The organism is Curtobacterium poinsettiae (assembly GCF_025677645.1).
In the GTDB taxonomy this organism is placed as follows: domain Bacteria; phylum Actinomycetota; class Actinomycetes; order Actinomycetales; family Microbacteriaceae; genus Curtobacterium; species Curtobacterium poinsettiae_A.
Genome location: NZ_CP106879.1, coordinates 1540666 through 1559263 on the forward strand (window position 1 = coordinate 1540666; position 18598 = coordinate 1559263).

At 72.3% G+C, this 18598-nt stretch carries 16 protein-coding genes; 13 read left to right on the top strand and 3 right to left on the bottom strand.

The window, feature by feature from the left end:
• Positions 1–287: 287 nt before the first annotated feature.
• The 8 genes from OE229_RS07540 to OE229_RS07575 all read left to right on the top strand — a co-directional run bounded on the left by OE229_RS07540 (position 288) and on the right by OE229_RS07575 (position 8919).
• Positions 288–1442 carry an extracellular solute-binding protein gene (locus OE229_RS07540; protein ID WP_262137253.1) on the top strand — a complete coding sequence of 385 codons (1155 nt, stop codon included), beginning with the start codon at positions 288–290 and terminating at the stop codon, positions 1440–1442.
• The gene (locus OE229_RS07545) at positions 1439–2479 is read left to right on the top strand and encodes an ABC transporter permease (RefSeq protein WP_262137255.1); all 1041 of its coding nucleotides are present in this window, start codon (positions 1439–1441) and stop codon (positions 2477–2479) included. Before OE229_RS07540 ends, OE229_RS07545 begins: the two co-directional genes overlap by 4 nt.
• Positions 2476–3288, top strand: coding sequence for an ABC transporter permease (locus tag OE229_RS07550; protein ID WP_262137257.1), 813 nt, complete (start codon positions 2476–2478; stop codon positions 3286–3288). The genes OE229_RS07545 and OE229_RS07550 overlap by 4 nt, the downstream gene beginning before the upstream one ends.
• 30 nt (positions 3289–3318) lie before the next feature.
• Positions 3319–4425 carry an ABC transporter ATP-binding protein gene (locus OE229_RS07555; protein WP_262137259.1) on the top strand — a complete coding sequence of 369 codons (1107 nt, stop codon included), beginning with the start codon at positions 3319–3321 and terminating at the stop codon, positions 4423–4425.
• Positions 4422–6008, top strand: a complete 1587-nt coding sequence (locus OE229_RS07560; RefSeq protein WP_262137261.1) for an inositol monophosphatase family protein — start codon at positions 4422–4424, stop codon at positions 6006–6008. Before OE229_RS07555 ends, OE229_RS07560 begins: the two co-directional genes overlap by 4 nt.
• Positions 6009–6221: 213 nt before the next feature.
• On the top strand, positions 6222–7013 hold the full coding sequence (locus OE229_RS07565) for a hypothetical protein (RefSeq protein ID WP_182065884.1): 792 nt from the start codon (positions 6222–6224) through the stop codon (positions 7011–7013).
• A gap of 59 nt (positions 7014–7072) precedes the next feature.
• The gene (locus OE229_RS07570) at positions 7073–8074 is read left to right on the top strand and encodes an ATP-binding cassette domain-containing protein (RefSeq protein WP_262137263.1); all 1002 of its coding nucleotides are present in this window, start codon (positions 7073–7075) and stop codon (positions 8072–8074) included.
• Entirely contained in the window at positions 8071–8919 is an 849-nt protein-coding gene (locus OE229_RS07575) for an ABC transporter permease (RefSeq protein ID WP_051596514.1), read from the top strand. The genes OE229_RS07570 and OE229_RS07575 overlap by 4 nt, the downstream gene beginning before the upstream one ends.
• Positions 8920–8993: 74 nt before the next feature.
• On the opposite strand, the gene OE229_RS07580 is transcribed toward OE229_RS07575, so the two are convergent.
• Positions 8994–9656, bottom strand: a complete 663-nt coding sequence (locus OE229_RS07580) for a LuxR C-terminal-related transcriptional regulator (RefSeq protein WP_262137266.1) — start codon at positions 9654–9656, stop codon at positions 8994–8996.
• Complete coding sequence (locus OE229_RS07585; RefSeq protein ID WP_262137267.1) at positions 9653–10888, bottom strand: ATP-binding protein; 1236 nt, start codon at positions 10886–10888, stop codon at positions 9653–9655. Before OE229_RS07585 ends, OE229_RS07580 begins: the two co-directional genes overlap by 4 nt.
• Positions 10889–11002: 114 nt before the next feature.
• Here OE229_RS07585 and OE229_RS07590 point away from each other — a divergent pair, with 114 nt between their 5' ends.
• The 4 genes from OE229_RS07590 (at position 11003) to OE229_RS07605 (ending at position 15795) form a co-directional block, all read left to right on the top strand.
• Positions 11003–12400, top strand: a complete 1398-nt coding sequence (locus tag OE229_RS07590) for a PspC domain-containing protein (protein ID WP_262137269.1) — start codon at positions 11003–11005, stop codon at positions 12398–12400.
• Positions 12401–12411: 11 nt separating this feature from the next.
• The gene (locus OE229_RS07595) at positions 12412–12735 is read left to right on the top strand and encodes a hypothetical protein (protein ID WP_262137271.1); all 324 of its coding nucleotides are present in this window, start codon (positions 12412–12414) and stop codon (positions 12733–12735) included.
• A 154-nt stretch (positions 12736–12889) separates the two neighbouring features.
• Positions 12890–14791 (top strand): APC family permease, encoded by a 1902-nt coding sequence (locus tag OE229_RS07600; protein WP_247737568.1) that lies wholly within the window; start codon positions 12890–12892, stop codon positions 14789–14791.
• Positions 14788–15795, top strand: a complete 1008-nt coding sequence (locus tag OE229_RS07605) for a DMT family transporter (RefSeq protein ID WP_262137273.1) — start codon at positions 14788–14790, stop codon at positions 15793–15795. The genes OE229_RS07600 and OE229_RS07605 overlap by 4 nt, the downstream gene beginning before the upstream one ends.
• A gap of 34 nt (positions 15796–15829) precedes the next feature.
• Here OE229_RS07605 and OE229_RS07610 read toward each other — a convergent pair whose 3' ends face one another.
• A complete protein-coding gene (locus tag OE229_RS07610) occupies positions 15830–17512 on the bottom strand; it encodes a long-chain-fatty-acid--CoA ligase (protein ID WP_262137276.1) in 1683 nt (560 codons plus the stop codon).
• Positions 17513–17607: 95 nt separating this feature from the next.
• On the opposite strand from OE229_RS07610, the gene OE229_RS07615 reads away from it, so the two are divergent.
• The gene (locus OE229_RS07615) at positions 17608–18534 is read left to right on the top strand and encodes an oxygenase MpaB family protein (protein WP_262137278.1); all 927 of its coding nucleotides are present in this window, start codon (positions 17608–17610) and stop codon (positions 18532–18534) included.
• Positions 18535–18598 lie beyond the last annotated feature (64 nt).

The following is an 18598-nucleotide window of genomic DNA, read 5'->3' on the forward strand; positions in this document are numbered from 1 at the left end:
TCGCACGGTGCGAGGGGCGGCGCGAACGGTGCGAGGTTCCGTACTCGGTGCCGGGCTCCAGGGCGGGCACGGAGTACGGAACCTCGCACCAGGCGCGCAGCACGCGCCCACCCCACCGCACCCGGAGTTCACCCGGCGGCGACGCCGGAGGCACCCGGAGTTCACCCGGCAGCGCCACACTCGACCTCGGCGCGGGAACGTTCCCACACGGCCCGCCCGCACCGCCCGCACGACCGCACGCCCCCACCCCGCACGCCCCCACGCACCACGGAACAGGGAGAACCCACGTGAAGACCCGAGTCCTCGCCGGCCTCGCCATCGCGGCAGCCGCGACCGTCGCACTCTCCGGCTGTGTCCAGAGCGCCAACGCCTCGAACGCCTCCGACGCCGACGGCACCACCGACCTCACCGTGTTCATCAGCGGCGACACCAACGTCCAGGACCTCTGGGACAAGTCGCTCATCCCCGCCTTCGAGAAGGCGAACCCGAAGATCCACGTCAGCACCAGCATCGACCTGCACGGCGAGCACGACGCCCAGACCCAGGCGAACCTCGCCACCGCGGTCAAGGCCGGCAAGTCCGTCGCGTACGACCTCGTCGACGCCGGGTTCGTCACCACCGCCGGCAAGGCCGGGCTGATGGCGACGGTCAGCGACAGCACGATCCCGAACCTCAAGGACGTCCCTGACGCCACGAGGCAGCAGGGCGGCGACAGCGCCATCCCGTACCGCGCCTCGAGCGTCCTGCTGGCGTACGACGCGAAGAAGGTCACGGACCCGCCGAAGACCCTCGACGACCTGCTCGCCTGGATCAAGGCGAACCCGGGCGAGTTCGCCTACAACTCCCCGTCGTCCGGCGGCTCGGGTGGCTCGTTCGTGGCCACGGTGCTCGCGAAGTACCTGACGCCCGCCGAGCAGGAGACGATGCAGACGAAGTACGACAAGTCGCTCGAGTCGAAGTGGGACGAGGGCTTCGCGGCCCTGAAGGACCTCGGCCCGTCGACGTACCAGAAGGGCGTCTACCCGAACGGCAACGACCAGGTCGTGCAGCTGCTCGGCAGCGGCCAGATCGCGATGGCGCCCGTGTGGAGCGACCAGTTCATCACCTCGCAGAAGACCGGCATCATCCCGAAGACCGTCAAGGCCGTGCAGATCGACGACCCGTCGTTCACCGGCAGCGCGAGCTTCCTCGGCATCCCCAAGACCGAGCCGGCGGCCAAGAAGGCGGCAGCCGAGAAGCTCGCCGACTTCGTGCTCAGCGCGAAGGGGCAGCAGCTCGTCGCGAGCGCCGTCTCCGGCTACCCGGTGATCCCGCTCGACAGCCTGCCGAAGTCGGTCGCCGAGCAGTTCGCCGACGCGAACCCCTCGCAGCTCCGCCTCGGGTTCCAGAGCGACTTCTCCGCCGACATGAACGCGGCGTGGGACGCGAAGGTCCCGCAGTGACCCAGACCGTCCAGGACGGCCCGGCAACCGGCCGGGAGGCCCGTGGCGACTCCGCCATGGGCCTCCCGCCCGTCCCGCCCCACGCCCAGGGCCCGGCGCACCCCGCCGGCGGGCGCACGGCGCAGCAGCGACTGGCCCGCCGTCGGCGGGGGCAGGGCCTCGCCCTCGTCGCCGCCCCGGTGCTGGTCGTCGTCCTGTTCGTCGGCGTCCCCGTGGTGAACGCCGCCCTGTTCAGCCTCGGGTTCACCGGCGGCCTGAACCAGGCGCTCGCCGACATCGGTGGCGACACCGTGCGCGGCTTCTCGTTCGCGGTCTACGCCACCCTGCTCGGCAACGCCACGTTCCTGCGTGACCTGGTCGCGACGCTCGGGGTCACCGCGCTGTCGACCGGCCTGACCGTGGGGCTCGCCGTCGTCGTCGCGGTGATCCTGCGGCTCCGCGGAGGTTTCCTCGGCAAGACCCTCAGCGTCCTGGCCGTCGTGCCGATCTTCGTGCCGGTGGTCATCGCGAGCTGGTCGATCCTGACCTTCACCGATGCGCAGGGCTTCCTCCGGAGCCTCGGTGCACAGTTCGGCCTCGACGTCCCGGTGTGGGGCTACACCCTCGTCGCCGTGGTGTTCGGCAGCGTCTGGACGAGCCTGCCGTTCGCGGTGCTCATGATCGCCGGGGCGCTGCAGGGCACCCCGGACGCCCTGGTCGAGGCCGCGAAGGACGCCGGGGCGAGCACCTGGCGCGTCGTCTGGCAGGTGCTCCTGCCGATGGCCGCGACTCCGCTCGTCATCGCGACGACGTTCACCGTGATCGGGGTCCTCGGCTCCTTCACGGTGCCGTACTTCACGGGTCCGAACGCCCCGACGATGCTCGGCGTCGACATCTCGAAGTACTTCCAGGCCTACAACCGCCCCCAGCAGTCGACGGCGATGGCGTTCATCGTGTTCGCCTTCGCCGCGGCCGCGAGCGTGTTCTACCTCCGCTCGACGGTCCGGGCGAACGCCGGCGAGCTGCGGAAGCAGCAGCAGAAGCAGGAGCAGCCGTGATCAAGCGACTCACCGGGACCACCCTGGTCTGGGCCACCGCCGTCGTGCTGGCCGTGTTCATCCTCGGGCCGCTCGTCTGGCTGGCCGCCCGTGCCTTCGCCACGACGTGGACCTACCCGAACCTGCTGCCCGACGGCTGGACCCTGCAGTGGTGGGGCACCGTGTTCGAGGACCGCAGCCTGGCCGTGGCGGTGCAGAACTCGCTCGTCCTCGCACCGCTCACGGTCCTCATCGCCGCGGTGGTCTGCCTGCCCGCCGCGTGGGCGATCAGCCGCATCGAGTTCCCGGGGCGGCGGCTCGTGCTCGTCGGGCTGTTCGCCACGAACGCGTTCCCGAAGATGGGCCTCTTCGTCACGATGTCGGCGATGTTCACCGCGCTGGACCTCATGAACACGGTCACCGGCATCCTGATCGTGCACGTCCTGGGCTGCGTCGTGTTCATGACGTGGCTGCCCGCCGCAGCGTTCTCGGCCGTGCCGCGATCCCTCGAGGAAGCCGCCCGCGACGCCGGGGCCAGCCGCTGGCGGACCTTCTGGAAGGTGACGTTCCCGATCGCCTGGCCCGGGAACCTCGTCGCGATGGTGATGTCGTTCCTGGCGTCGTTCGACGAGGCGCAGGGCACGTACCTGGTCGGAGCCCCGACGTACATGACGATGCCGACGGCGATGTACTCGCTCGTCCTCAACTCCCCGCGGCAGGTCTCGGCGGTGTTCGCGATCGCGCTGAGCATCCCGTCCGTGGTCCTGCTGCTGCTCGCCCGGAAGCACATCATGGGCGGCCGCCTCGCGGACGGCTTCCAGATCCGATGAAGCGACAGAACCCATGAAGCGACAGACCCGATGACCCACACCAGCACGAAAGGCGACCAGATGACGGACCAGGCGCTCGTCGCGGAACGCGCTCCGGGCCTCCAGGCCGACGGCAGCACGACGGACCGGACCCGATCCGGCGGCCTCACCATCCGCGGACTGCGCAAGACGCTCGGCGGGCGCGACGTCGTCGCCGGCATCGACCTCGACGTCGCGAAGGGCGAGCTCGTCTCGCTGCTCGGGCCGTCCGGATGCGGCAAGACCACGACGCTCCGCATGGTGGCGGGGTTCCTGCCCGCCGACGGCGGCGTGGTGGCCATGGGGGACCGCGACGTCACGTCGCTCGGCCCGGAGCGCCGGCCGAGCGCGATGGTGTTCCAGAACTACGCGCTCTGGCCGCACATGACGGTGACGCAGAACGTCGCGTTCCCGCTGCGGACCCGACGGGTGCCGAAGCAGCGGGTCGCCGAGCGGGTGCGCGACGCGCTCGAGCTCGTCGGCCTGAGCCACCACGCCGGCTCGAAGCCGACCGCGATCTCGGGCGGTGAGCAGCAGCGCGTCGCCCTGGCGCGCGCCATCGTGCAGGAGCCCGACGTGCTGCTCCTCGACGAGCCGTTGTCGAACCTCGACGCGAAGCTCCGCGTGAGCGTCCGCGACGAGATCCGCCGCATCCAGCAGCGACTCGGCATCACGACCGTGATCGTGACGCACGACCAGGACGAAGCGCTCAGCATCTCCGACCGGATCGCCGTCATGCACGACGGCCGCATCGAGCAGATCGCGACCCCGACGGAGCTCTACGCCCGCCCCGCCACGAGCTTCGTCGCATCGTTCATCGGGTCGACGAGCGTCGTCACCGGCCGGTTCCTCGCCGGCACGTCGGTCAGTCCGACGGCGGCCGACACGGTCCTGGTCCGGCCCGAGCAGGTCGTGCTCACCGACGACTCGCCGATCCGTGCGACCGTCGCGCGGGTGCTCATGCGCGGGCACTTCGCCGAGGTGGTGCTCAGCACCGACGGCGCAGAGCTCCGCGCCTACGTCACCGGGCCACCGCCGACGGTCGGCACCGAGACCGGGGTGCGCCTGGGCGACGTGCTCGTCCACCGCGACGGCGTGCTGCTCGAGGTCGCCCGGTGAGCGCCGCCGTGTCGGCACCCGCCGACCAGGTCGTCGCCACCCGCCCGGACGGGAGGCCCGGCGTGCGTCCGCCACGCCTCGTCGCCCACCGCGGTGCGCCGCGCGTCCGGCGCGAGAACACCCTGCCCGCCATCGCGGTCGCCGAGGCGCTCGGCGCCGAGGTGATCGAGGTCGACGTCCGCCGCACCGCCGACGGCGTCGCCGTCCTGCTGCACGACGAGACCCTCGGCCGGATGTGGGGCGACGCCCGCCGGGTGGCCGACGTCGACTGGTGCGACGTCGCCCGGCTCGGCAACGGCCTCGACCGGATCCCGCGGCTCGACGGTGCGCTCGAACGGCTCGACGGCTGCCGGTCGACCCTGGTCGTCGACCTGACGGACGCCGAGGACGCCCTGGTGGCCGCCCGGACCGTGGCCGGCTTCACCGGCTCCACGGTGGTGGCCTGGTGCGGGGCGCCGGCGGCGATGGCGGCCGTCCGTTCCGTGCTGCCCGACGCCGACGTCTGGCTGGCGTGGGAGTCGCTCGACCCGCCCGTGTCGGCGGACCTCGAGGCGCTCGACCCGTCGACGCTCAACCTCGACGTCGCGTTCCTCACACCGCGCACCGTCGAGGTCGCACACGCCCTGGGCCTGCGCGTCGCCGTCTGGACGATCGACGACGCCGAGCCGGCGGTCTGGGCAGCCCGGCTCGGCGTCGATTCGATCACCACGAACGACGTCGGTTCCATCGGAGCGGCCCTGTCCGCGGCTGAGCGCGACGGCTGGCCCGAGCGCGACCGCGAGCCCACCGAGACCGAGGTCGCCTCGCGCGCCCAGGCCCTGGCCCACCGCATCGCCCACGAGGTCATCGCCTACACGCGTGAGCACCCGGTCAGCGAGGTCCACACCAAGGCGAACCCCGCCGACCTGGTCACCGATGTCGACCGCCTGGTGGAGCAGCACGTCCGCTCCCGCGTGCGGATGGTGTTCCCCACGCACGGGTTCACCGGCGAGGAGTACGGCGAGGCCCCCGGCGACCGGCACCGCTGGTTCCTCGACCCCGTCGACGGCACCACCAACCTGGCCAACGGCGTGCCCTGGACCTCGATGTCGCTCTGCCTGACCCGTGGTGGCCGACCGCTCGTCGGTGTCGTCGCCGACCCCTGGCGCGGCGAGGTGCTCGAGGCCCGACGTGGCCGCGGCGCCACCCTGCGCGACCGCCAGCTCCGACTCGACGACACACCCCGGCCGCTCGCCGGCGCAGTCGTCGGCACCGAGCTCGACGGACACCGCCCCTGGCCGGGGTTCGGGGCGTTCCTCGACGCCCTGGTCGACCGGTCGTGCACCCTCCGGGTGCAGGGGTCTGGCACGTTGACGATCGCGCAGGTCGCGGCCGGGCGTGGGATCGGCGGCTGCGTCTCGGCGTTCAACCCGGTCGATCACGGGGCCGCGGTGCTGCTCGTGCACGAGGCCGGGGGCGTCGTGCTGACGCCGGCCGGCCCCGTCGAGGGCTTCCCGCCCGTGGGGGAGCCGTTCCTGGTGGCGCACCCTGGTGCCGCGGACGAGCTGCACGCGGTGTGGACGGCGGCGCTCGCCGCGGGGTGAGCCGCGGGGTGAGCCGCGGCGCGCACGGGGCCGGGAACCGTGCCCGGGGTGCGCAGGTGCGCACGGTGCGGACTGGAGGCACGGTGCCAGCCCGGCACGCGCCTCCCGGCCGACTCTGAGCGGGCGCTCAGTCACCGGACGCCCGGGGTTCGTAGTGTTGCAGTCCACGACGGGTCCGACCGGGCCCACCGTGCACCCGAAGGAGCATCGACCATGGGATTCCTCGACCGCCTGCTCGGACGTCCGGAGCGTGACCGATCCGCTGACGCACAGCAGAACCAGTGGGGGCAGCCGCCGCAGCAGCAGCAGGGCTACCGGTACGGCCAGCAGTCGTACCAGCAGCCGGCGCCGTCCGCACCGCAGGGCGGCCAGTACGGCGTCCCGCAGTGGGGCGGTGCACCGACGCAGCAGCAGGGTGCGACGACTGACGACGAGCGTGCGGTCGAGCGCTACCGCTACCTGCTCCGCACCGCACCGCCGGAGCGCATCGAAGAGGTCCACGCCGAGGCCTTCGCCAAGCTGACCGACGAGCAGCGCCGCATGGTCTACGACGAGTTCACCCGGACCGCGCCTCCCGGTGAGGCGCCCCGGGGTGACGACCCCCGCTCGCTCGCCCAGTCGGCGACCCGCTCCGAGATCCGTCAGCCGGGCTTCATGGAGCGCTCGCTCGGCGGTGTCGGCGGTGGCGGACGCTTCGGCGGCCAGCGCGGCGGTCCGTCGTTCGGCAGCATGATCGGCGCCTCGATCCTCGGGACGGTGGCCGGCTACGTCATCGGTTCGGCGATCATGAGCGCGTTCCTGCCGGACCCCGGTTCGTTCGATGGCGGTACCGACGCTGCGGGTGACGGTGGTTCGGAGGACACTGGTGCTGAATCCGGCGATGCCGGGGCGTCCGACGGCGGCGCATCCGACGGCGGCGGCTTCGACAATGCGGGCTGGGGCGACAGCGGATCCGACTTCGGCGGTGGCTTCAGCGACTTCGGTGGTGGTGACTTCGACGTCTGAGTGACGTCCGTCGCTCCGCCGGACCCCCGGGTACCCACCGTGTCCGACGAAGGAGCGACATGGCCATCATCGAAGCCTCCGGGCTCACCAAGACCTACAAGTCGAAGTCCGGGCCGGTGCACGCGCTCGCCGGACTCGACCTGTCGGTGCCACAGGGCACCGTGAAGGCGCTGCTCGGGCCGAACGGCGCAGGCAAGACCACGGTGGTGAAGGTGTTGACCACCCTCATCACACCGGACTCGGGCACCGCGACGATCGACGGCATCGACGTGATCGCCGACCCGCAGGCCACCCGGCGGTCCATCGGGGTGTCCGGGCAGTACGCGGCGGTCGACGAGAACCTGACCGGGTTCGAGAACCTCGAGATGATCGGGCGGCTCTACCACCTGGGCCGCAGGACGGCGCGCGATCGTGCCCGGGAGCTCATCGACGTCTTCGACCCGTCCGAGGCCGGGGACCGACCGGTGAAGGGCTTCTCCGGCGGCATGCGGCGACGCATCGACCTCGCCGGGGCGCTGGTGATGAACCCGCGCGTGCTGTTCCTCGACGAACCGACCACGGGCCTCGACCCCCGCAGCCGGCTGGCGCTCTGGGGCATCATCGAGGACCTCGTGGCCGAGGGCGCGACGGTGCTCCTCACCACCCAGTACCTGGAAGAAGCCGACCGGCTCGCCGACGACATCGCGGTCATCGACGACGGGGCGGTCATCGCCGAGGGCACCGCGGACCAGCTCAAGGCGCAGGTCGGCGGGCACCGGGTGGTCGTCACCCTGGTCGACGATGCCGACGGCGACGCGGCGACCACGGTGCTGCGCCGCTCCGGGGTCGGTGAGGTCGAGACCTCGGGCGACGGCCGCACCCGTGCCATCGCGGTGGAGGCCGGTCCGGCAGCCCTGCAGCGCGTGCTCGCCGACCTGGGCGAGGCCGGCATCGAACTCCACGACGCCGGCATGCGACGACCGACCCTCGACGACGTCTTCCTCCGCCTGACCGGGCACGCCGCGACGGACGACGACCCCGGCGAACCCGCGGCGACCAAGCAGAAGGAGACGGCACGATGACCACCACGTCCCTCGCGCCGGGCCGCCAGCTGCCCGTCGTCGTCACCTCGCCGCTCGCCGTCTGGGTCGAGGACGGCTGGACCGTCACCAAGCGGAACCTCATCAAGCTCAAGCGGTCGCCGGACATGCTCGTGTTCGCCGTGCTGCAGCCCATCATGTTCGTGCTGCTGTTCAGCCAGGTGTACGGCGGCGCCATCCAGGTGCAGGGGACCGACTACACGCAGTTCCTGATGGCGGGGATCTTCGCGCAGACCGTGGTGTTCGGTGCGACGTTCTCCGGGTCGGCGATGGCGCAGGACCTGAAGGAAGGGCTGATCGACCGGTTCCGGACGCTGCCGATGTCGGCGTCCGCGGTGCTGGTCGGGCGCACCAACTCCGACCTCGTCCTGAACTCGATCTCGATGGCGATCATGATGCTCACCGGCCTGGCGGTCGGGTGGAGGGTGAACTCGTCGCCGCTCGAGTTCCTGGCCGGCATCGCCCTGCTGCTGCTGTTCAGCTACGCGTTCAGCTGGGTGATGGCGCTGCTCGGCATGAGCGTCAAGACGCCCGAGGTCATCAACAACGCCTCGTTCATGATCCTGTTCCCGCTGACGTTCATCTCGAACGCGTTCGTGCCGAGCGACACCCTGCCGCTGGTGCTGCGCGTGTTCGCGGAGTGGAACCCGGTGTCGTCGCTCGTGCAGGCCGCGCGGGAGTTGTTCGGCAACGTCGGGTCCGCCCCGGTACCGGACATCTGGACGATGCAGCACCCCGTGCTGACCGTCCTGATCGGGATCGCCGTGATGCTCGTGGTGTTCGTCCCGTGGGCGGTGAACAAGTACACCCGTATCAGCGCGAAGTGAGGTGGCTGTGGGCGGTCAACAAGGCTGCCCCCTCACCGCCTCGCATCAGCGCGAAGTGAGACCGGCGTGGGCGCTCAGAGCAGCTTGCGCTGCAGCGCCCACGCGGTCAGCTCGTGCCGGTTCGACAGCTGGAGCTTCCGCAGGACCTTCGACACGTGTGTCTCGACGGTCTTCACCGAGATGAACAGCTCCGTCGCGACCTCCTTGTAGGCGTACCCGCGGGCGATCAGCCGCATGACCTCCTGCTCGCGGGCGGACAGGCGGTCCAGCTCGGCGTCGTGCTGCGCCGTCTCGCCGCTGACCGCTCCGAACGCGTCGAGCACGAAGCCGGCCAGGCGCGGCGAGAACACCGCGTCCCCGTCCGCCACGCGGGCCACGGCCTCGGCGACCTCGGCACTCGACGAGCTCTTCGTGATGTACCCGCGGGCGCCGGCGCGGATGACCCGCACCACGTCGTCGGCGGCGTCCGACACGCTCAACGCGAGGAACCGGGTGTCCGGGTCCTCCGGCGCGGACCGCGTGATCACCTCGGCACCGCCGCCGCCGGCGCCGCCCGGCAGGTGCACGTCGAGCAGGACGACGCGTGGGCGGGTGGCCGCGACGAGCGCCACGGCCTCGTCGACGGTCGCCGCCTCACCCACGACCTGGAGGCCCGGTGGCAGTCCGGCGCGCACGCCGGCTCGGAAGATGGAGTGGTCGTCGACGATCGCGACGGTCAACGGGGCGGGCTCGGTCATGCGTGCTCCTCGTCCTGGGCCGCGGGTGCGAGCGGCAGGGTCAGCCGGACCTCGGTGCCGGCGCGCCCCGGCCCGGGCGCGATGGTCGCGTGGCCCCCGAGGCGCTGCATCCGGCCGACGATCGACTCGCGGACGCCGTACCGGCCCGCGGGCACCGCGTCGACGTCGAAGCCCGGGCCGCGATCGCGGATGCTGATCTCGACCCGGTCACCGGCGGTCTCGACGTACACGCTCACGGTCCCACCGGCGTGCCGGGCGGCGTTGAGCATCGCCTCGCGGGCGGCGGCGACGAGCCCGTCCGGCAGGTCGCTGCGGGCGGGTCCGACCGCGATGACCTCGATGCGGGCGGGGTACTCGGCCTCGATGTCCACGGCGGCGTCGCGCAGCTGCGCGCCGAGGTCGCGCGTCGGTTCCGCCTGTTCCGTGAAGAGCCAGGACCGCAGCTCGCGCTCCTGCGCCCGCGCCAGCCGTGCCGCGTCCGAACCCGGCTCGGCCTTCTGCTGGATGAGGGCGAGGGTCTGCAGCACCGAGTCGTGCAGGTGCGCCGCGAACTCGGCCCGCTCGAGGTCGCGGACTCGGGCGGCGCGTTCCTCGGCGAGGTCGCGGACGAGCCGGACCACCCACGGCGCGACCACGACGGCGACCCCGACCAGGACGGCGACCGCGGCGGTCAGCACGGTCCAGACGTTCGGGCGGCTGCTCGTCGTGAAGAACAGCAGGATGCCGAGCACGACGAGCACCAGGGCTCCGAGCGCCCGGACGACCAGGGCGGACGATCCGGCCGTGCGGACGTTGCGCAGCGCGTCGAACTGCCGCCAGGCGAGTGCGGCGCCGGTGACGACCACGACGCCGGGCACGACGACCTCGAGGGGCACGGCGGCGCCCATCCGTGCCGCGACGACGGCGCCGGCAGCGGCGAGCAGGGCCACGCCGAGCAGGATCTCGACGACCGGGGCACGCCGGGCGGACGCGGTGGTCTCGTCCTGGTCGACGTCGGCGCCCGGGGTCAGCACGGACTTGAGCGGCGCGCGCCCGGCGGTTGCCCCGGCGGCAGCGCTCGGCACGGTCGCCCAGAGCCAGGCGTAGAGCAGCAGGCCGGCGCCACCGCAGACCACCAGCACCGCGGTGGCGAGCCGGACGGCTCCGACCGGCAACCCGGTGTGCGCCGCGAACCCGCTGCAGACCCCGCCGACGACCCTGGGGGTCGGGCGCGTCATCGTCGCGGTGGCCATGGGGCAATCCTGGCACCGGAACGGCCGGCGCAGCAGGGTCCGGGCCCGGGATCAGGGACCGGTCAGGGGGAACCCCGATGGTGTCGGCGCAGCACTGCCGGGATGCTGGTGGCCATGACCGATCACCAGCACGACTCCGCTCCCGGCACCGCCGCCGGCAGCGCCGACTCGACGACCCGGTTCTTCGACTGGGTCCGCGGCCTCGGCATCGCGCGCACCGACGACCGCTGGCTCGCCGGCGTGTGCGGCGCCGTCGCTCGCCGCACCGGGCTCGACCCCCTCGTGGTCCGCGGTGTGACGATCGTCGTCGCGCTGCTGGGCGGGCCGGTCTTCCTCGCCTACGCGGCTGGCTGGGCGCTGCTGCCCGACACCGCCGGACGCATCCACGTCGAACGGATGATCCGCGGGGTCCTCGACCCGGCGCTCATCGCGATCGGCGCCTTCGTGGCGCTCACCTTCGTGCCCGCCGCCCGCGGCCTCTGGTGGCAGGGGGTCCCGGACGCCTGGGGGATGCCCGGCTGGCTCGAGGCGACCCTGGCCACCGCGTGGAGCATCGTGCTGGTCGGCGGGATCGTGTGGCTCATCGTGGTCCTGGCCCGACGCGGGGTGGACGGCGATCGGACAGCGGGCACCGGCACCGGCACCGGCGCCGACCCGACCGCTGCCCCGCGAGGCGACTTCTGGACCAGCCCCGAGGAGCCGCGCCCGGCCCGGAACGCGTGGACCGCGGACGCGACCGGCGCGCCGGACGCAGGACGGGCCTCCTGGCAGTGGGGTGCACCCGTGAGCCCCGAGGACCGGCGACGGCAGCACGAGGAGCGGATGCGCGCGGAACGCGAGCGCGCGTCCGAACGGCGGGCGGAGCGGGCCGAGCGGCGCCCCGGTGCGGCGTACGTCGCCGTGTCCCTCGGACTCGCACTCGTCGCCGGAGCCGGGGTCGCGTTCTGGGCACAGCAGGCCGGGTGGTCCGTCCCGGTCCTCGGGATCGCCGCGGCGCTCGCCGTGCTGGCGGTCGCCACGATCGTCGCCGGGGTCCGAGGCCGTGACGACGACGTGCTCGGACTGTTCTCCACGGTCGCCGCGGTGGCCCTCGTGGTCACCGGGGTGCTGCCTGCCGGCACCCAGGTCTCGCTGATCGGCGGCACCACGTGGCAGGTGGAACGGGCCGCCCCGGGGACCGAACGGAACTTCGCGATGCTGGCCGGCGGTCCGACGCTGGACCTCCGCGGGCTCGAACCGTCGGCGGTCGGGGGCGACGTGACCCTCTGGCTGGGCGCCGGCGGGGCCGATGTCCTGCTGCCGACCGACCTGCCGGTCCGGGTCCAGGTGAGCGGCGTCGGCTACGGGGTCGACACCGGCGGCGACGGCGACGGCGCCGGTGGGGTGCTCCGGACCACCACGCTCGAGAACCGAGCGGCACGCACCGCCGACGCGGACGAGACGACGACGGTGCACCTGTGGATCCTCGGCGGTGGCGTCGAGGTGCCGCGGGCGATCACGGTCGGCGAGTGAGGAACGGGACGATGACGACGGACAACACGACGAACGACAGCCCGACGAACGACAGCCCGCTGGACGACGGCACGACGAACGACGGGGCGACAGCACCGGTGGTGTCCGCGGTGGCCGCGGACGGGCCCGCCCACCGGCCTCGACACGGTGGTGCACGCTTCGGCACGATCCTCTGGGGCGTGCTGCTCCTGGTGTTCGCCGGCGCGATGGCCGTGAGTGCGCTGCCGATGTTCTCAGTGGACACCACGACCCTGCTGTTGGCCGCCTGCATCGCCGCCGGTGTGCTGCTGGTCGTGGCGGGGATGGTGGCCGCTCTGTCCCGCACACGGCGGTAGTCCGCCCGCTCCGTGCACATGGCCGTCGAGGTGTGCACGGGGGTCACCCGGACGGCTTAGCATCATCCACGTGACCGCGACAGACGCCGAGCGGGCCGCCCAGCGCGACGCCACCGAGCAGCCCCTCGACCGCAGCACCCGCCTGCGCCGGTGGATGCTGCACGGGGCCGACCAGGGCGCCTCGCACCAGGGCCCGCACCAGGTCGAGGTCGAGAAGACCCACCCGTGGTGGCGGGTCATGTGCCTGACCGGCGTCGACTACTTCTCCACCCTCGGGTACCAGCCCGCCATCGCCGCGCTCGCCGCGGGTCTGCTGTCGCCGATCGCGACGATCGTCCTCGTGCTCGTCACGCTGTTCGGGGCGCTGCCGGTCTACCGCCGGATCGCCCACGACAGCTTCCGGGGTGCCGGGTCGATCATGATGCTCGAGAAGCTCCTGCCGTGGTGGGCGGGCAAGCTCCTCGTGCTGGTGCTGCTCGGGTTCGCCGTGACGGACTTCATGATCACGATGACCCTGTCGGCGGCCGACGCCACGGCGCACATCGCCGAGAACCCGTACACGCCGCACTGGTTCACCGAGATCCCGGTCCCGCTCACCCTGGCGCTGCTGCTCCTGCTCGGCATCGTGTTCCTGCGCGGGTTCAAGGAGGCCATCGGCATCGCGGTCGGGCTCGTCGCGGTGTTCCTCGCCCTGAACGCCGTGGTCATCATCGTCGCCCTCTGGCACGTGTTCGAGAACCCGATGGTGGCGAGCGACTGGTGGTCCGGGCTGACGGCGCAGCACAGCAACCCGCTCGTGATGGTCGGCATCGCCCTGATCGTGTTCCCGAAGCTCGCGTTGGGGCTCTCCGGGTTCGAGACCGGCGTCGCGGTGATGCCCCAGGTCCGCGGTGACGCCAGCGACGACACCAGCGACCGACCCGAGGGTCGGATCCGCGGCACCAAGCGGCTGCTGACCGTCGCGGCGCTCATCATGAGCTCGTTCCTCATCACGTCGTCGATCGTGACGACGTTCCTCATCCCGCAGCGCGAGTTCCAGCCGGGCGGCGGCGCGAACGGGCGTGCCCTGGCGTACCTGGCGCACGAGTACATGGGCGGGGTGTTCGGGTCGATCTACGACTTCTCGACCGTCGCCATCCTGTGGTTCGCCGGCGCGAGCGCGATGGCGGGGCTCCTCAACCTGGTGCCGCGGTTCCTGCCCCGCTACGGCATGGCACCGCAGTGGGCTCGTGCGGTGCGTCCCCTCGTGATCATCTTCACGCTCATCGCGTTCGTCATCACGATCATCTTCCAGGCCGACGTCGACGCCCAGGGCGGTGCCTACGCCACCGGCGTGCTGGTGCTCATCACGAGCGCAGCGGTCGCGGTGACGCTGTCCGCGCGCCGCAAGCAGCAGCGCAAGCGCACCATCGCGTTCGGTGTGATCTCGGTCGTGTTCGTCTACACCACGGTCGCCAACGTCATCGAGCGGCCCGACGGCGTGCGGATCGCGGCGATCTTCATCATCGCGATCGTCGTGGTGTCGCTCATCTCGCGCGTACGGCGTTCGTTCGAGCTCCGGGCGTCGTCGATCGAGCTCGACGCGACCGCCCGCCAGTTCGTCGAGGCCGACGCCGACCAGTTCAGTTCGGTCTGCATCATCGCGAACGAACCCGGTGCCGGCACGGCCGAGGCGTACCGGGCGAAGGGGCGCGAGGAACGCCGCGACTCCGGCATCCCGGCCCGCGTGCCGACGATGTTCCTCGAGGTCCTGCCGGCCGACTCCTCGGACTTCGAAGAGGACCTGGTGGTCGAAGGCCACGTCATCCACGGGTTCCGCGTGCTCAAGGTCCGTTCCGGCAACGTCCCGAACACCATCGCGTCGACGCTCCTTGCCATCCGCGACATCGCCGGGGTGGTGCCGAGCATCTACTTCGAGTGGAACGAGGGCAGTCCGATCCGCAACGCGCTGCGCTTCGTGTTCACCGGCGCCGGCGACGTCGCCCCCGTCACGCGCGAGGTCCTGCGCGAAGCGGAACCCGAGGTCAACCGACGGCCGAGCGTCCACGTCTCGTGAGCCACGGACCGGGCGCGGGGCGTGCCTCCGGGCCCGTCGGCGGCCTGGCGGCGATCGCGGTCGCCGCGGCGGTCTGGGGCACCACCGGGACCGCGACGCACTTCGCCCCCGGTGTGCCGGCGTTCGTGTTCGGTGCGGTGACCTTCGGGCTCGGCGGCCTCGTCCTCGCCGCGACCGCGGGCCGCGGCACACTGCGTGCCGTCACGCAGCGCCGGACCCGCGGCTGGGCGCTGCTCGGGGCCGCATCGCTCGTGGTCTACGCGGTCGCGTTCTACGCGGCCCTCGCCGACGCCGGGGTCGCGCTCGGCACGACCCTGGCCATCGGGTCGTCGCCCGTCTTCGCCGGCCTGGTCGAGTGGGTCGCCGACCGCAGACGCGTCACCCGTCGGTGGGTCCTCGCAACCATGGTGAGCGTGGTCGGCATGGTCGTCGTCACCCTCGCGCGCTCGGAGCACGACAGCGGCGGGCAGTCACTCGCGGTCGGCGTCGGCAGCGCCCTGGTCGCCGGTCTGACGTACGCGCTGTACTCGTGGGCGGTGGCGCGGGGGATGCACGCCGCGACGAGCCGGATGCCGATCGCCGTCGTCCGCGCGGAGTCCGACAGCATGCGCGTCGGCGGGGACGTCGGGGTCGCGGCGGCACGGGCTGCCCGAGGGCCGAACGAACGCGGGCTCGTCGGAGCGGTGTTCGGGGTGGCCGCGGTGCCGCTCGTCGTGCTCGCCGTGGTGGCGGGCGGGCCGTTCCTGGGCGACGCCGGCAACTGGCCGGTGTTCCTGTACCTGGCGCTGGTACCGACGGTGATCGGGCACTCGCTGTACGCGCTCGGGCTCCGGACGGTGACGGCGTCGGTCGCGACGTTGCTGTCCCTGCTCGAGCCCGTCGTGGCCGCGGTGCTGGCGGTGCTCGTGGTGGGGGAGCGCCTGGGGCTCGGCGGATGGGCCGGGATCCTGCTGGTGGTGGCCGGGCTGTCCGTGCTGGCGCTGCCCGCGCGGCGCGCCGGCTGACCTGCAGCGACCAGCCAGCGGTGACGCCCGCGCGTCAGCCGTCCAGGATCTGGTCCCGCACCTTCCGCCGCAGCACCTTGCCGATCATCGAGCGCGGCAGGTCCTCGACCACGACGACCCGGCGCGGCACCTTGTACGCCGCCAGGTGCTCGCGCGACCAGGCCCGGAGCGCGGCGCCGTCGAACGTCGCGGGGTCCTTCGGCACGACCGCGGCGACGACCTGCTCGTTGCCGCCCTGCGTGATGCCGACGACCGCGACCTCCTTGACGCTGGGGTGCTTGAGCAGGGTGTCCTCGACCTCGGACGGCGACACGTTGAAGCCGCCGGTGATGATGAGTTCCTTCAGGCGGTCGACGATCCGGACGTACCCGTCGGCGTCGATCGCCACGATGTCGCCGGTGCGGAACCAGCCGTCGGGCGTGAAGACCTCGTCGGTGGCCTCCGCCTTGCCCCAGTAGCCGCGGAACACCTGCGGGCCACGGACCTGCAGTTCGCCGGGCTCGTCGATACCGAGCACCTTCGTGTCGTCGTCGGGGTCGACCACGCGCGCCTCGGTGGAGGACAGCGGCAGGCCGATCGATCCGAGTCGACGCTCGGGGGAGACCGGGTTGGCCATCAGGACCGGGGAGCACTCGGACAGGCCGTAGCCCTCGACCAGGTAGCCGTCGGTACGGGCTTCCCACGGCTCGACGATGTCCTGCGACAGCGGCATGGCGCCGGAGATGCCGATCTCGATGCCCTTGAGGGACACCTTCGCCGAGTCCGCCGCGTGCTGCAGTCGGGCGTAGATGGGCGGCACGGCCGGCAGGAACGTCGGTGGGTGGCGCTTGATCGCCGTCAGGACGAGGGCGGGGTCGAACGCGGGGAAGAGCACGAGCCGTGACGCCATGCTCATCGCGAAGGTCAGGCAGAGCGTCAGGCCGTAGGCGTGGAACATCGGCAGCACCGCGTACACGACGTTGTCGCCGCGACGGATCTGCGGCACCCACGCCCGGGCCTGCGCGGCGTTCGCCAGCAGGTTCCGGTGGCTCAGCACCGCACCCTTCGGGATCCCGGTGGTGCCGGACGTGTACTGGATCAGCGCGACGTCGTCGGTGGCCGGCCGCGGGTGCCGCTTCGACAGCTTGCGGGTGTCCGCGAGGTCGTCCCACTTGACCGTGCCGCGCACCTTCGCCGTCAGCTTCGCGCGGGACTCCCGGGCCTTCGACACCGGCAGCGCCAGGGCGAGCCGGGTGCTCCGGGGCATGGCGCGGGTGATGTCGACCGAGACGATCGCGTCGAGGTGCACGTCGGCCGGGAAGTCCTGCAGCGTCGCGACGGACTTGTCCCACGCGATGGCGACCTTGGCACCGTGGTCCTCGAACTGGTGGCGGAGTTCCCGCGGCGTGTACAGCGGGTTGTGCTCGACCACGATCGCACCGAGCCGCAGTACCGCGTAGAACGCCACGATGTGCTGCGGGCAGTTCGGCAGGACGATGGCGACCCGGTCACCCGCGCCCACGCCGAGCTTCCGCAAGCCGTTCGCCGCGCGGAGGATCTGCTCCTCGAGGTCGGCGTAGCTCGTGGTGCGCTTGAAGAACTCGAGTGCGACCTGCCTGGGGAACTTCCGGGCCGACTGCTCGACCAGGTCGTACAGGGAACCACTCTGTTCCTCGATGTCGTGCGGGACCCCCGGGGCGTACGAGGCAAGCCAGGGACGAGGCGTGTCGATGCTCACCCGACCCAACCTAGTGGGCGACCCCCGTGCACGCTGGGAGGGCCACTTTGCGCGATGCCACCCCCGTACCCAGGCGACGGACGGAACATGACGGCATGTCCACTGTCTCCGACGCCTTCCGGTCCCGCCTCAACCAGACGTTCACGGGTGGTTCGACCGGCACGGAAGCCTGGATGGACGACCTGGAACACGGCACCGACGCGGGCTTCTTCGGTCCGGGTTCCGCCACGTGGGCGGTGCACGGTGGCAGCCACGGCATCGTCGCCGGTGTGCGGGCACTGCTCGTCCAGGCGCTGCACCCCGGCGCGCTCGCCGGCGTCGCGGACCACTCCCGCTACCGCGAGGACCCGTTCGGTCGCCTGGCCGGCACCAGCCGGTGGATCGCGACGGTCACGTACGGCGACCGGCAGACCGCTCGCAGCGGCAGCGACTGGGTGCTCCGGCTGCACGAGCGGGTCCGTGGGCAGTACGTCGACGCGCACGGCACCACCCGCCCCTACGCGGCGAACGACCCGGACCTGGCGCTCTGGGTGCACCTCGCCTTCACCGACGCGTTCCTCCGCGCCGCCCAGCGCTGGGGTGGTCCGATCCCCGGGGGCGCCGACGCGTACGTGCGGGAGTGGGCCGAGGCCGGTCGCCTCATGCGCATCGTCGACCCGCCCGAGTCCGAGGCGGAGCTCCGTGCCCAGATGAACGGGTACCTCGACCGCGGCGAACTCCTGGTCGACTCGCGCACCCGCGACGTCGTCCGGTTCATCAAGGACCCGCCGCTGTCCCGCCTGCTGCGACCCGGTTACCGCGCGGTGTTCCAGGGCGCCGTGTCCACGCTCGATCCGCGGCACCGGTCGCTGCTGGGCCTCCGTGCGCCGATCGTCGGCCCGGTCGAGCTGCCGGTGGTCCGCACCACGAAGCTCGTGCTCGACGGGATCGGGGCGGTGCTCGACGACCAGACCGCCTCCGAACGGGCCGCGCGGCGGCGCATCGCGCGCCTGCAGCGCACCGACGGCGGCGTGGTCGCCTGACCACGGCGGTCACCGCGACCACCTGACGGACGGGAGGCACGGTGCCAGCCGGCTCCGTGCCTCC

Coding starts and splice junctions, on each gene's coding strand:
- OE229_RS07570 (WP_262137263.1), top strand. CDS start 7,073: ATGGCCATCATCGAAGCCTCCGGGCTCACCAAGACCTACAAGTCGAAG.
- OE229_RS07615 (WP_262137278.1), top strand. CDS start 17,608: ATGTCCACTGTCTCCGACGCCTTCCGGTCCCGCCTCAACCAGACGTTC.
- OE229_RS07595 (WP_262137271.1), top strand. CDS start 12,412: ATGACGACGGACAACACGACGAACGACAGCCCGACGAACGACAGCCCG.
- OE229_RS07555 (WP_262137259.1), top strand. CDS start 3,319: ATGACCCACACCAGCACGAAAGGCGACCAGATGACGGACCAGGCGCTC.
- OE229_RS07590 (WP_262137269.1), top strand. CDS start 11,003: ATGACCGATCACCAGCACGACTCCGCTCCCGGCACCGCCGCCGGCAGC.
- OE229_RS07575 (WP_051596514.1), top strand. CDS start 8,071: ATGACCACCACGTCCCTCGCGCCGGGCCGCCAGCTGCCCGTCGTCGTC.
- OE229_RS07585 (WP_262137267.1), bottom strand. CDS start 10,888: ATGGCCACCGCGACGATGACGCGCCCGACCCCCAGGGTCGTCGGCGGG.
- OE229_RS07580 (WP_262137266.1), bottom strand. CDS start 9,656: ATGACCGAGCCCGCCCCGTTGACCGTCGCGATCGTCGACGACCACTCC.
- OE229_RS07565 (WP_182065884.1), top strand. CDS start 6,222: ATGGGATTCCTCGACCGCCTGCTCGGACGTCCGGAGCGTGACCGATCC.
- OE229_RS07600 (WP_247737568.1), top strand. CDS start 12,890: ATGCTGCACGGGGCCGACCAGGGCGCCTCGCACCAGGGCCCGCACCAG.